General features: G+C 57.6%; 11 protein-coding genes and 1 pseudogene. 5 read left to right on the top strand and 7 right to left on the bottom strand.

Translation table 11 applies throughout. The features are described 5' to 3' along the window. Positions 1-172 (top strand): annotated as a pseudogene (locus ACTG34_RS00390) (beta-ACP synthase); the annotation flags it as partial. 86 nt (positions 173-258) lie between these two features. Here the strand turns inward: ACTG34_RS00390 and ACTG34_RS00385 are convergent. Then, positions 259-933: an invasion associated locus B family protein gene (locus ACTG34_RS00385; RefSeq protein WP_439103079.1), complete on the bottom strand. Its 675-nt coding sequence runs from the start codon at positions 931-933 to the stop codon at positions 259-261. Between the two features lie 461 nt (positions 934-1,394). Here ACTG34_RS00385 and ACTG34_RS00380 point away from each other — a divergent pair, with 461 nt between their 5' ends. Continuing rightward, entirely contained in the window at positions 1,395-2,990 is a 1,596-nt protein-coding gene (locus ACTG34_RS00380; protein ID WP_439103077.1) for a helicase HerA-like domain-containing protein, read from the top strand. Between the two features lie 70 nt (positions 2,991-3,060). Here the strand turns inward: ACTG34_RS00380 and ACTG34_RS00375 are convergent, their stop codons facing one another. The 5 genes from ACTG34_RS00375 to ACTG34_RS00355 are packed head-to-tail and all read right to left on the bottom strand — an operon-like array spanning position 3,061 to position 7,915. Beyond that, positions 3,061-3,852: a 23S rRNA (adenine(2030)-N(6))-methyltransferase RlmJ gene (locus ACTG34_RS00375; protein WP_062215453.1), complete on the bottom strand. Its 792-nt coding sequence runs from the start codon at positions 3,850-3,852 to the stop codon at positions 3,061-3,063. Positions 3,853-3,896: 44 nt separating this feature from the next. Then, complete coding sequence (locus ACTG34_RS00370) at positions 3,897-5,210, bottom strand: HlyC/CorC family transporter (RefSeq protein ID WP_439103076.1); 1,314 nt, start codon at positions 5,208-5,210, stop codon at positions 3,897-3,899. 48 nt (positions 5,211-5,258) lie between these two features. Then, the gene (locus ACTG34_RS00365; protein WP_439103075.1) at positions 5,259-6,188 is read right to left on the bottom strand and encodes a site-specific tyrosine recombinase XerD; all 930 of its coding nucleotides are present in this window, start codon (positions 6,186-6,188) and stop codon (positions 5,259-5,261) included. Further along, on the bottom strand, positions 6,185-7,768 hold the full coding sequence (locus tag ACTG34_RS00360) for a hypothetical protein (protein WP_439103074.1): 1,584 nt from the start codon (positions 7,766-7,768) through the stop codon (positions 6,185-6,187). The genes ACTG34_RS00365 and ACTG34_RS00360 overlap by 4 nt, the downstream gene beginning before the upstream one ends. 9 nt (positions 7,769-7,777) lie before the next feature. Beyond that, a complete protein-coding gene (locus tag ACTG34_RS00355) occupies positions 7,778-7,915 on the bottom strand; it encodes a hypothetical protein (RefSeq protein ID WP_439103073.1) in 138 nt (45 codons plus the stop codon). 163 nt (positions 7,916-8,078) lie between these two features. Between ACTG34_RS00355 and ACTG34_RS00350 the strand changes: the two genes are divergently transcribed. The 3 genes from ACTG34_RS00350 to ACTG34_RS00340 all read left to right on the top strand — a co-directional run bounded on the left by ACTG34_RS00350 (position 8,079) and on the right by ACTG34_RS00340 (position 12,306). Next, a complete protein-coding gene (locus ACTG34_RS00350; protein ID WP_439103072.1) occupies positions 8,079-8,690 on the top strand; it encodes a shikimate kinase in 612 nt (203 codons plus the stop codon). Beyond that, entirely contained in the window at positions 8,687-9,826 is a 1,140-nt protein-coding gene (gene aroB / locus ACTG34_RS00345) for a 3-dehydroquinate synthase (protein WP_439103071.1), read from the top strand. The genes ACTG34_RS00350 and aroB overlap by 4 nt, the downstream gene beginning before the upstream one ends. A gap of 140 nt (positions 9,827-9,966) precedes the next feature. Then, positions 9,967-12,306, top strand: a complete 2,340-nt coding sequence (locus ACTG34_RS00340; protein ID WP_439103070.1) for a methyl-accepting chemotaxis protein — start codon at positions 9,967-9,969, stop codon at positions 12,304-12,306. Positions 12,307-12,422: 116 nt separating this feature from the next. On the opposite strand, the gene ssb is transcribed toward ACTG34_RS00340, so the two are convergent. Then, on the bottom strand, positions 12,423-12,781 hold a 359-nt coding region (ssb, locus tag ACTG34_RS00335; protein WP_439103068.1), incomplete at its 5' end, for a single-stranded DNA-binding protein.

The following is a 12,781-nucleotide window of genomic DNA, read 5'->3' as shown; positions in this document are numbered from 1 at the left end:
CCTTAAGGACGGGGTGATTGCGCCGACGATCAACTATGAGGAGCCTGACCCCGAATGTGCACTTGACGTGGTGCCCAATGAGGCGCGCGATGCATCGGTAGATGTTGTGCTGTCTAACGCCTTTGCGTTTGGCGGGCTGAATGCGGTTATAGCGCTGCGCAAAGCCAGCTAGAATGTTGTCGTAAATTTCTGATCTAAAAAGAAAAACGCCGCCCCGATAGGGAGCGGCGTTTTGCTATTGTTATAGGTGTTGCGCGATTATTGTGCGTTGAGTTTGGCCACTGCGTCGTAAGCTGCGGTGAACCCTGTGAGGGACGCGCTGAGTTCGACCATCTTCCCGTCTGGGGCATTTACAGGCACCACTGTGACCTTGGCTTTTGAACCCGCTTTGAACGCGGCAACCTCGGCGGTGGTGAACCCGATGCGAGAGAAACAGCCGATTTGGTTGCAAAATGCGAACGGGTAGCGTTTGGCCTGACCGCTATCAATCGACAGTCCGATCCCGGGCTGAAGTGCGGTTCCAAGGGGAGCAATCATTGTGCCGCCTGCAGCCGCTTCTTGACCATCGGGCAGTTTGAACAATGTGATCTCAGCGACTTGATTGCCCTGTGTGTCGAGCAAGAGCTGATACATTGTGCATGGATCTTTTTGACCTTCGCCTAGTTTTACGCACCGGATTTCCCAATCTCCGTGGGTTTCAACGGTGTAGGTTTTGCCCAGATCCGGATCAGTCGCAGGTGCGGCTTGTGGTGCGGCGTCCGCAGGGGCTGCATCGGATGTCCCGTCTGCGGGGGCCTCAATCGCGGTGCCTGTCGCAGCCGCGTCTGGTGTGGCCTCTTGGGCAAAGCTGGCGCTGAACGCGGTCCCTGCCAAAAGGGCTGCGAGACCTGCGATACGAACGTGATTGAGAACCGATTGGGACGTTAGGGCCATGGGACTGTGTATCTCCTGAATTCTTGTCGGGGACGTCCTATCACGGCTAACGAGAGCTGTCAGGCGCGAAATTAACCTTGAACGGGAGACTAGCGGATAATTGCGGATTGCCGCGTATAGCGTCCAAACAAAAAGAGCCTTGGCGGCGCCAAAGCTCTCTTTGATCTGGTGATCTATTTTCTCCCCGCCGAACTTGGTCGACTTATGGGCAAATGCTAAGTCGATCATTTGCGCGGGTCAACGGTTTTTTGTAATCGTACATTCCGCAGGACAGCGTACTTTTGTTTATGACAAAAAAGGCCGCGAGAAAAATCACGCGGCCAGTCTGTCAGGGAGGACATATATCCAAACAGGGAGGTGTTTAGATACACTTAGACTGGCACGATAAGGTTAAATAAGTATTGTAGCGCCGAAAGTATTGAAAAGACCGACGAAAGAATAGGGAATCAGGGGTTCAAAGAATGAGCGAGACGGATCAGAGCATTTTTGTCGGCGGCGGTGGTGTTGGTTACGGCGAAGCCCAAGAGCTATTGTTGAAATACGGCAACCGCCATGGATTGATCGCGGGGGCCACGGGTACGGGTAAAACTGTAACCCTGCAAATCCTGGCAGAGGGGTTTTCGGCGGCGGGCGTGCCGGTGTTCTTGTCCGACGTCAAAGGCGATTTGTCCGGCTTGGGCCATGCGGGTAGCCCCGATTTCAAACTGCATGACGCTTTTACATCGCGGGCCGAGACCATTGGTCTTGGGGATCGATATACCTACGACAGTTTCCCTGTGACGTTTTGGGATCTCTACGGCGAACAAGGCCACCCGATCCGCACCACGGTCGCGGAAATGGGGCCGCTTTTGCTGACACAGCTGTTGCAGCTGACCGAGGCGCAAGAGGGCGTGCTCAACATCGCGTTTCGCGTCTCCGATGAACAGGGTCTGCCGCTGCTTGACCTCAAAGACCTACAGGCCTTGCTTGTCTGGGTCGGTGAAAACGCTGATACGCTCTCACTGCGCTACGGCAATGTGTCAACCTCATCGGTCGGTGCCATTCAACGCGCACTTTTGGTGTTGGAAAACCAAGGCGGCTACAACCTGTTTGGCGAACCTGCGTTGGAATTAGCCGATATGATGCGCACCGACACGGACGGGCGCGGGCGCATTTCCATTCTGGCCTCCGACAAGCTGATGGCCTCGCCAAAACTCTATGCCACCTTCTTGTTGTGGTTGCTGTCCGAGTTGTTCGAGGAACTGCCTGAGGTCGGTAATCCGGACAAGCCCAAGCTGGTATTCTTCTTTGACGAGGCGCATTTGCTCTTTGATGACGCGCCCAAAGCATTGGTGAACAAGGTCGAGCAAGTGGCGCGCCTCATTCGCTCCAAAGGGGTCGGTGTCTATTTCGTCACCCAAAACCCCGATGACGTGCCAGAGGACATTCTAGGCCAGTTGGGCAACCGCGTGCAGCACGCGCTACGGGCCTTTACCGCGCGCGACCAAAAGGCCCTGCGCATGGCCGCAGAAACCTACCGCGCCAATCCGCGCTTTGACATCGAAGAGGCGATCAAATCGGTGGGCACGGGCGAGGCGGTCACATCGTTCCTCGTAGCCAAAGGCGCGCCGGGGATTGCCGAGAAAACCCTGATCCGCCCACCGTCAAGTCAGCTTGGCCCGCTCACGCAAGCACAGCGTCAGGCGCTAATCGATAGCTCCCCGATTGCGGGCAAATACGAGGCCAAACTGGACCGTGAAAGCGCGTTCGAACTGCTGACCAAGCGTGCGGACACCGCAGCAGCCGAGGCCGAGGCCGCAGAAGCCGCCGAAGACGCCGCCGAATTGGCCGCGGCACAGGCGAAAGAGGACGACAAGCGCCGCAAGGAGTTGGAGCGCGAATTTTCCAAGGCACGCCGCTACGAGACAAAAGACTATGGCCGCTCCACATCGCGCCGCACGACAAAGGACAGCGGGGTCGCCGCAACCGTGACCAATCTGGTGATCAAAGAACTCAAAGGCACCACAGGACGCCGCATCGTGCGCGGCATTTTGGGCGGGCTGTTCAAAGGACGTTAATTGCGCGGCGACACGCGTTACGCGCTTCGCTTAGGGTCCAAACGGACCATAGTGCGAAGCGCGCTTTGTTTTAGAGCACGTTGAACAGCTTGGTCAGGCGCGCGGCCTCATCGGCGACACCCCACGGGGCGTTGATGATGAACATGCCAGAGCCGTGCATTCCGTGGCCCTTTTGCGCAGGACGAAAGCGCACTTCGTGGTGCAGGCATTTGGGGAAATTGGCGCGTTTCATCCCGTCAACAAGCGGCAAATGCGTGCCGTTCTTGAGCACGGGATACCAAAGTGCGATGATGCCAACATTCCATTTACGGTGCAGTTTGTAGATCTGTGACGGGAAATCCTCAAACTCGGTTTTGACCTCATAGGAGGGATCAATGAGCATCAAGCCGCGCCGTGGCTCTGGCGGACAGACCGATTGCGCAAATTGCATCCCGTCAATCTGTTTGATGTGCAGCCCCGCCATGGAGGGCGACGCGGCGGTGGCCTCTTTGAGGTGCGAGAACTCTTGCGGGTGCAACTCTGCCAGATGCAACTGGTCGGTCGGACGCAACAGCGCCTGAGCGATTGCAGGGGAGCCAGGGTACATATTGGCCCCGTGGGTCTTGGCAATGGCGCGGCGGGCGCGGGCATAGGGGTGGCTGCCTTTGAACCATTGCCCCACTTTTTCAATGCCTTGCGCCGCTTCGCCGGTCTTTTGCGATTGTTCTCCCGACAGATCATACAAGGCACGCCCCGCGTGGGTCTCGATATAGCTCACCGGTTTGTCTTTTTGCGTCATGTAATCGAGCATGGTCGCGAGCAGCGCGTGTTTTTGCACGTCCGCGAGATTGCCCGCGTGAAAGCCGTGTTGGTAGGAAAGCATAGGGTGTCCTTCGGGCGAGAGCCGTTTGGTGTGAGGGTGCGCGTTCAGGCGTCCGTCAGAGGGCGAATGCGCAACTTGGTGATGCGGTTGTCTTTGCGGTCGGCGACCTCGAACCGGTAGCCGTGAAATGAAAATACCTGACCTGCCATCGGGATCATCTGTGCCTCATGGATCACAAGACCGGCCATGGTGTTTGCCTCTTCGTCAGGGAGGTTGCATTCGGTAGAGCGGTTGAAATCGCGAATGGTCATAGCTGCGTCGATGATCCAATCCCCTGTTTCTTTCGAGCGCACAGGGGCAGCCTCGGACGTATCGAATTCGTCTGTGATCTCGCCCACGATCTCTTCCAAGATGTCTTCAAGCGTGATCAAGCCCTGCAACGCGCCATATTCATCGACCACGAGGGCAAAATGGGTGTGACGGCGCAAGAATTGGCGCATTTGATCATCAAGCGTGGTGGTTTCCGGCACAAAATAGGGTTTCATCGCAACGGATAAGACGTCGAAACCGGTGTAATCTTGTCCGCCTGTGCCGTCTTCGCGCTCCTTGTACATAGCGCGCAACAGGTCTTTAGCGTGGATGACCCCGACGATGTTTTCTGGGTCGTCACGGTACAGGGGCAAACGGGTATGGGGGGATTTGAGACAGGCCTCCAAAACCTCAACAGGTGAGGAACCAATGTCGATCATCTCGATTTGGGAGCGGTGAAGCATGATCTCTTCGACGGTGCGTTCCGACAGGTCGAGTGCACCCAGAATGCGGTCGCGGTCTTCTTTCTCGACTGTGCCCTCGACGTGGCCAAGGGCGATGGCGCCTGCAATCTCGTCTTTGACGGCGAGAATATCCGCCTCTGGATCGGTCTCGACGCCCAAAAGTCCCAAAAGGGACCGCACAAGGGCGCGCACAAAGGACACAACGGGCGAGAACACCGCGACAACAATGCCAATTGGCCGTGCGACGCGGGACGCGGCTGTCTCGGGGTTGGTGATGGCATATGTTTTGGGCAAAACTTCAGCAAAGACCAACACAAGTCCCGTCATAATCAACGTGGCCAAGGCCACGCCGTTGTCACCAAACACGCGCGTAAACAGCGCCGTGGCCAAAGACGTGGCGAGGATGTTGACAAGGTTGTTGCCCAAGAGAACGGAGCCGATCAACCGTTCGCTATCTTCGGTCACTTTTAGCGCACGTTCTGCGCCCGCAGACCCTTTGTCGGCCTGTGCGCGCAACTTGCCGCGTGAGGCGGCCGTGAGTGCGGTTTCCGAGCCCGAGAAAAAGGCCGAAAGAACCAAAAGGCCGATGATGGCCGCGCAAGTGCCCCAAAAGGCAAAATCAAGAAGGGATGCTGTATCTGTCATGCAGTTGGTTATGGGGGCGGGCGGTCCACTGTGCAAGAGGTGGCGGCATCAATCCTTTGCCAAGGGATGATGACCTAGCACCAATTCTTTCAGCCTTGCGTCAAGGACGTGGGTGTAAATCTCTGTCGTCGACAGATCGGCATGGCCCAAAAGCGTCTGAATCGCCCGAAGGTCGGCCCCGTTGGCCAACAAATGCGTGGCGAAGGCGTGGCGCAATGTGTGCGGGGTTACCTTGTCCGCAGAAATGCCCGCAGCAACGGCAAATGTCTTTATCGTCTGATAAAAGCTCACGCGGGTGAGATAGCCGTCCTTGCCGCGTGACGGAAAGAGAAACGTCGACGGTTTGATGCCCTTGGCCCGCGCCGCCTCTTGGTCCGCGGCCCATGCGTCCAGCCACTCAATGAGGGCCGCACGGGCCGGAGGCGACAGTGGAACCATCCGCTCCTTGCCCCCTTTGCCGCGCACCAAAATCATGCGTGGATCACCCCGTACGGCCGCCACAGGCAGTGACACCAGTTCGGTGACGCGCATCCCCGTGGCGTACAAAAGCTCCATCAGCGCGGTATTGCGCAAGCGCTCGGATGGGGTGCGCCCTGTGCGGCGCGCCGCGTCCAACAGGCGCGATACTTCATCCTCGGTCAGGATTTTTGGCAGGCGTTTGGCGCGCCCCGGTCCCTTGATCTGGATCGCAGGATTATCCGCGCGCCAACTTTCCTCGAAGGCAAAGCGGAAGAGTTGCTTGATCGATGACAGACGGCGCGCCCGTGTGGATTGCGCCAATCCCTCAGCCTCGCAGCGGATCAGGTACTCCTCGACGTGCTTGCGGGTCGCCGTCTCGAAATCAGCCGCCCGTGCCGTTAAAAAGTCCGAGAAATCAATTAAATCACGACCATAGGACAATCGCGTGTTCTCTGCGGCGCCTTGTTCGGCCAGTTGTGCCTCGGCAAAGAATGAAATCCAGCGGTGGTTTAGGCTCATCCGCGCCGCTCCAAAAGCAAAAGCTCCAACGCCGCGCGGCGCGCCGTGACCCCAAGTCCGATCGAGCGGAAAAACTGTAAGGCATCGGACAATTCATCCAGATCACCCGCAGCACCCCCTTCGAGGAGTTCAATCGCGCGCAAAATCGCCTCGCCCAAGCGCCGGTTCTCGACAAGCCCGTTGAGGCGCACAGGCACCCCGTCACGCCGAAACCCGTCAAGGATAGCGCGTTCCAAGGCATCACGCGGACGGGTCGCAGGAACATCGCCCACCGCTAGACTTGTCAGCAAGGTCACGCGGTCGCTCTGCGTCGCGCTATAATCCAGTGCCAGTAATTCGTAGTCCTTAGACAACAGGGCCACCTCTAACGCGACTTCGGCTTGGTCCGCACTCAGGGGTAGGGCGGCCAAACGTGTAGCAAACAGATCGGCGAACACTGATTGCAAACCCGCACGGCGCATCTCGTCCCACACGGGGGTCAACGCGCGCCCAACCGCTACGGGGTTGTTGGAGTTCAATGCTATTTCAAAGCGTTGCAGCACATCGATACGGTCCCAAATCCCGCCAGAGGCGGCAGGCAGGTGTTCCGACCAAATGCCAAGCCATCGGTTTGGATCAAGTGCGCCCACGCGTGCCAAGCGCTCGGCAGCTGTTGCGCGCGCTTTCCATCCGTTGGATGAGCGCAGATCAGATTGCGCAAAGGCCAACGGTAGCGTCACGGTCGGGAGCGGTTCGCCAATCGCCTCCATAAGGCGGAATGTCAAAGGGGACGGATCTTTTGGCGCGGTCAGTGTCGGCGCATCCTCGAACAACTCGGGGTCCAGAAAACGGGCGAGCAACTCGGATTGTTCCGCATCAATCAGGCCAAGCGCGTCAGAGGTCTCCAACGTGAGAGCGGCCGCATTCCAATCGCCCGCGCGCGCCAGACAAAACACTTTTGCCTGCAATGTCGGGGAGAGACCGGGGGTCGAGGTCAGCTGCGCGCAGGCCTCGTTTTCGGTTCCGAGCAAGAGTTTGGTGTCAAACGAGCGGCGAAAGATGCTTGGGTCCGTGGTGCCCGAACGCGCCATCATCGCGTCCGCTTCATCAAGCAATCCCTGCGCCAACAGCGCATCAAGACGGGCGCGAAACAATCGCCCGTCACCGCCCGCAGCCATGGGTGGGTCCAATTCGGTCAGGATCAAAGTGTTGAGCAAGCGGCGCGAGGCAGGCAAGAGATCACGGCGCGCGGCAATGTTGGTGATCCGGCGCGACAAATCCGTGGCGGTCGACGCGCCCCAAAGTCCGCGCGGCAGACCCGTTGAGGCCGCCGATAACAAACCCGTTGCATCAATATCAATCTTACCCAGCGGACGCACGGTGATGTCCTCAGGCAAAGCATTCTCGGAAATGTCTGAGGGTTTGGGCGGGGTTTGTGGTCGTGTGGCCGCCGGCGCGCTTGGCTCTTGTAGGCGTTGCGACAGCCAGTCAATCGCAGACATTGGTGCCTCTTGGGACAATGCGGTCGCCGATAGCCCCCCCCAAAGGGCGAGGCCACATGCGGCGTGTCGCAACCTGGACCGAAAAAGGCGCTGTGTCACGACCGGCCCCTATTCAAACGTGACAGAGACGGGGACGGATTTTTCGCCACGCTCGGGCGACAGGTCGCCGACATAGGCAAAGCCCACGAGGCCAATAATGGCCAACCCCAACAAAATTGCGATGAGTCTGACTAGAAATTTGCGCAAGAAACTGCCTCCATCAATGCGGTACGGCACGGGTTTTGTCCCGTGCTCGGGTGTCATCCATCTTTTATATATGGTATTTTCGCGGAGATCACGTCATTGAAAGAGCGAATTTTTTGTGAGCGGGATGTTGCCGCAGCATGCAACACCGTGCAAAAGGGTTTTAATGGCACTCGGACTGAAAAAAACGGTCGCTTTGGTCGGCATGATGGGGGCGGGAAAAACCGCCGTTGGAAAGGCGCTCGCACTTAAATGCGGCGTCGATTTTCTCGATTCGGACGCCGAGATTGAAAAAGCGGCAAACTGTTCAATTGCCGAGATATTTTCCGATTATGGTGAGGCGTTTTTTCGCGACAAAGAAACGCTTGTTATCTCCCGTCTGCTCGACACCAAGCAGGTGGTTTTGAGCACGGGCGGCGGGGCATTTTTGTCGGGCACCAACCGCGATATGATTTCGCAAAAAGGCGTGGCTGTCTGGCTCAAGGCCGATGTGGATATTTTGTGGAACCGTGTGCGCCACAAAAACACGCGTCCCTTGCTGCGCACGGCCAACCCCTATGAAACTCTCACGGATTTAGTCACAAGCCGCACCCCGCTTTACGAAAAGGCGGGGGTCATTGTGACGGCCGAACCCAGTTTGAGCATCGAGGGCATGGCCGACAAGGTGATCGACGCCTTGCGCGCCTATGGTGGGATTTTGGACGAAGATTTGGACGAAGATACCGTGACTGAGGATGCGACATCCGACCCGCTTATCGCCGTGGAGGCCAAAGAATGATCCCGTTTGCAACCACGTTCGAGACTGTGCACGTCCCACTCGGAACCCGCGCCTATGATGTGCGCATCGGCGAGGGGCTAATTGGTGACGCAGGCGCGCATGTTGCACCGCTCTTGGGCCGCAAAAAGACGGTGTTTATCTTAACTGACACCAATGTTGCGGCGCTTCATCTCGAGGCGCTCAAAACCGGCTTGTCGGCACACGGTATTGCGTCCGAGGCGTTGATCTTGCCGGCGGGTGAGGCCACAAAGTGTTGGGCGCAGCTCCAAGTGGCGGTGGAATGGTTGATCGCGCACCACGTTGAGCGCGGCGATATCGTGGTGGCCTTTGGCGGTGGTGTCATCGGTGATCTTGGCGGATTTGCCGCTGCAATTTTGCGCCGTGGTGTGCGGTTCGTCCAAATTCCGACCTCGCTTTTGGCGCAAGTGGACAGCTCGGTGGGCGGCAAAACGGGCATCAATTCGCCATCGGGCAAAAACCTGATCGGGGCGTTTCATCAGCCGTCTTTGGTGTTGGCTGATGTCAGTGCCCTTGGCACGTTGACGCCGCGCGATTTCCTTGCGGGGTACGGCGAGGTGCAAAAATATGGTCTGTTGGGCGACGAGGCGTTTTTTGACTGGTTGGAAGCGAACGGACCCGATTTGGCGGCGGGCGATGTTGCCAAACGGATCTATGCGGTCAAACGCTCGGTTCAGATGAAAGCCGACATTGTGGAGCGCGACGAAACCGAACAGGGCGACCGCGCCTTATTGAACCTTGGCCACACGTTTTGTCACGCACTTGAGGCGGCCACCGGCTACTCTGACCGGTTGCTGCATGGCGAGGGCGTGGCCATAGGCTGTGCCTTGGCATTTGAGGTGTCGGCACGTTTGGGGCTATGCAGTCAAGAGGTTCCAAGTCGTGTGCGCGCCCATCTAAAGGACATGAACGCCAAGTGTGATCTATCTGATATTTCAGGCGAATTGCCAGATGCGGCCACCCTCGTTGATCTCATGGCACAAGACAAAAAAGTGGTCGACGGCCAACTTAGATTTATTCTGGCGCGCTCGATTGGTGATAGTTTCGTCACCGCAGATGTGCCGCGCGATGTTGTGCATAGCGCGCTAGAGGATGCGTTGCGCGCCCGTGCCAAATAAACGGCGCGACTTAAACCTCGATTAAGACCTTCTACTGTAGAAACGATCAAGCTCCCATGCGGAGAGAGGTTGTGTGCCGACGTTTTGAGATACGCTGTTGCGTATCGGGACGGGGTGCATCTACAAAAAGGTGAATGCATATGCTTGGTCGGATTGTCAGTGTTTTTAGCGGCGTTGCCGTCAAATTGGTCGGTGTATTGACTATTATGGCACTGTTGACCGGTGGCGCGATCTACCAAGGTCTGTCGTTTGCCCAACAATCCAAGGGGGCGATCGACAGCTTTCGCTCGCAAGCGGTGCCAGAGCTAAGGCGCAGTTCCCAAATGGTTCAGGCCATTGGTCTGGTGTCTGAAGGTGTGTCGCAAACTCTACAAGCCTCCAATAAAGACGACATGGAGGTGGCGTTGGCCGATATCACTCGGTCTATCGAGCAGATTGCGCGCTTGGCCGCGCCACTGCCGGAGGCGGAGCGCGCCCTTGTGCTCAAGGCATCTGATCAAATTGTAAGCCATATCAGTGACGCGCAGATGGCGCAGCTTGACGCGTTGAATTATGACACGCAGACATTGGTGGGGGCGGATGAGTTGAGCGCGGCCGTGAGTGCCGTTCAGGTGTCGTTGTCGCGCGAGATTGAGCAAGCTGTAATAGACTTGAAGCAAGATCTTTCTGACGCGGGTAATATCACGCGTGGCCTCGACGAGATTGAGGTTAAAAGAGCGCTATACAATGAGCTGGGCGCGGTGCAATCCATTATTCTTACAGGGGCCTCGGCCGATGATCCACAAGGCGTCAATGCGGCGCAAGCGGCGGCGCAAAGCGGGGTGTCGCAGATCCAACAGTATTTGACGCAACTGTCATTAGATGCAGATACCCAAGCCCCGCTCGACGCCATTTGGGCCGCGACGGATGAGGCAACGGGCGTTTTGTCAGCGCGTTTAGCGGTTGTTGAGGCGCGCGCGCTATTGGATGACGCTGCATTCGAGGCAAGTAGCTACGTCTCCGCACTCTCGTTGCAAGCACAAGTCTACGGCACGACGATCCTTCAATCCGTGAGCGAAGAGAGCGATGTGACAAATCAAAACGTCGACGCAGGTTTGTTTACAATGCTGATTGTCGCCGCATTGAGCGTGGGGGTATTTCTATTGGCCCTTGGGGTGACATTCTTGGGCGTCATTCGTCCATTGGCTAAGGTGACACGGGTCACGGAACGTCTCTCGTCAGGCGATATGAGCCCTGTAACAGGGTTTGGAGCCGCGCGCGGCGAGATTGGTCGTATGGGCGCCGCTTTGGCCGTGTTCCGCGACGGTATGATCGAGCGGGAACGGTTGCGCGATGAGGAGGCGGCCCGTGTTGTTGCCGAACAAGAGCGCGCGGCCGCCGATCTCGCGGAGCGCCACAAACGCGCTCAAGAAGAACACGAGCGCAATGCCGCACAAGAACGCGCGGCCCTCGAAGAGGAGGCGCGCCGCGCCGATGAGAGATCCGCACTTGAACGCGCCGCCGATGAGGAGCGCCGTCAACAGGCGGATGAGCAATCACTAATTGTCAGTACCCTGGCTCAAGCGATGTCACGCTTGGCCGATGGTGATATGGATGTCCATCTCTCTGATAGTTTTCCACCCGCCTACGAGGCACTGCGCGCCGATTTCAATAGCGCTGTCGCCTCGCTTTCCGACATGATCGGGAAAATCGCCACCAGTGCGGCGCGTATTGATGACACTTCGACCGAAATTGCCTCTGCGACGCATGATTTGTCCAAGCGGACTGAAAAATCCGCGGTGTCATTGGAACATACAGCGTCCGCAATCAATGAGTTGACCGCAGCCGTGGCGTCCGCGGCGGAGAATGCGGATGTGGCAAACACTGTCTCTCGGGCGACCAACGAGCGCGCGGGTCTCAGTCAAACGGTCGTCGGTGAAGCCATTTCAGCCATGTCCGAGATCGAAGGATCATCGCGCGAAATTTCAAAAATTATTGGTGTGATTGACGATATATCGTTCCAGACCAACCTGTTGGCACTCAACGCGGGGGTTGAGGCCGCACGTGCCGGCGAGGCCGGTCGCGGGTTTGCCGTGGTCGCCTCCGAAGTGCGCGCCCTCGCGCAACGCTCGTCTGATGCCGCGCGTGAAATCAACCAGTTGATCACGGCGTCCAATAGTCAGGTGCAGCGTGGCGTGCATTTGGTCGGGGAAGCGGGTCAGACATTGAAAGACATCATTGCCTCCGTCTCGGATATCGCCGCAAACGTCGATGGCATCGCGATATCGTCGCGCGAGCAATCCACGGGGCTGCAAGAGATCAACTCGGCCACCAGCCAACTCGAGGCCACGATGCAGCAAAACGCTGCGATGACCGAAGAAACCACAGCCGCAAGTCAGGTGCTTTCTATCGAGGCGCAAAACCTGATCGAAGTGGTGGAACGGTTCCGGATTTCCGCGCACAAACAAACGACGACACCACGTTTTGCGGGGGCTGCTTGATCGCTAACGTCGAAACACGCGGACAAGTCGCAGATGTCCCAACAAAAAAGCCGCGCATTTTGCGCGGCTTTTGATTGTCTTATGTCCACTATTGGCGCCATACGTGCGCATGTGGTTTAGAACGGGATCTCGTCATCATCCATGGACGAGCGGCCACCGCCACTTTGAGCACCACCTTGTGATCCACCGCCGTATCCACCACCTTGGCCGCCATCATCATAACCGCCTGATGGCCCTTGGTCGTAGCCGCCACCGCCTTGTGACCCGCCACCGTAACCACCACCGCCGCCTTCGCCGCCGCGCGCGTCAAGCAGGGTCAACTCGCCACGGTAGGGGCGCAACACGACCTCGGTCGAATAGCGGTCCTGACCGGATTGGTCTTGCCATTTGCGGGTTTCAAGTTGGCCTTCGATGTAGACCTTGGAGCCTTTGCGCAGATATTGTTCCGCGATTTTGGCCAAAGGTTCGGAGAAAA

Origin of the sequence: Celeribacter marinus, from assembly GCF_965656515.1 — a bacterium.
Classification (GTDB): domain Bacteria; phylum Pseudomonadota; class Alphaproteobacteria; order Rhodobacterales; family Rhodobacteraceae; genus Celeribacter; species Celeribacter marinus_D.
The sequence above is the reverse complement of the archived record's forward strand: the minus strand, read 5'-3'. Positions and strand labels throughout refer to the sequence as shown.

What these genes read in the sequence shown, in the direction of transcription:
- ACTG34_RS00385 (WP_439103079.1), bottom strand. Translation starts at nt 933, where the DNA reads ATGGCCCTAACGTCCCAATCGGTTCTCAATCACGTTCGTATCGCAGGT.
- ACTG34_RS00380 (WP_439103077.1), top strand. Translation starts at nt 1,395, where the DNA reads ATGAGCGAGACGGATCAGAGCATTTTTGTCGGCGGCGGTGGTGTTGGT.
- ACTG34_RS00375 (WP_062215453.1), bottom strand. Translation starts at nt 3,852, where the DNA reads ATGCTTTCCTACCAACACGGCTTTCACGCGGGCAATCTCGCGGACGTG.
- ACTG34_RS00370 (WP_439103076.1), bottom strand. Translation starts at nt 5,210, where the DNA reads ATGACAGATACAGCATCCCTTCTTGATTTTGCCTTTTGGGGCACTTGC.
- ACTG34_RS00365 (WP_439103075.1), bottom strand. Translation starts at nt 6,188, where the DNA reads ATGAGCCTAAACCACCGCTGGATTTCATTCTTTGCCGAGGCACAACTG.
- ACTG34_RS00350 (WP_439103072.1), top strand. Translation starts at nt 8,079, where the DNA reads ATGGCACTCGGACTGAAAAAAACGGTCGCTTTGGTCGGCATGATGGGG.
- aroB (WP_439103071.1), top strand. Translation starts at nt 8,687, where the DNA reads ATGATCCCGTTTGCAACCACGTTCGAGACTGTGCACGTCCCACTCGGA.
- ACTG34_RS00340 (WP_439103070.1), top strand. Translation starts at nt 9,967, where the DNA reads ATGCTTGGTCGGATTGTCAGTGTTTTTAGCGGCGTTGCCGTCAAATTG.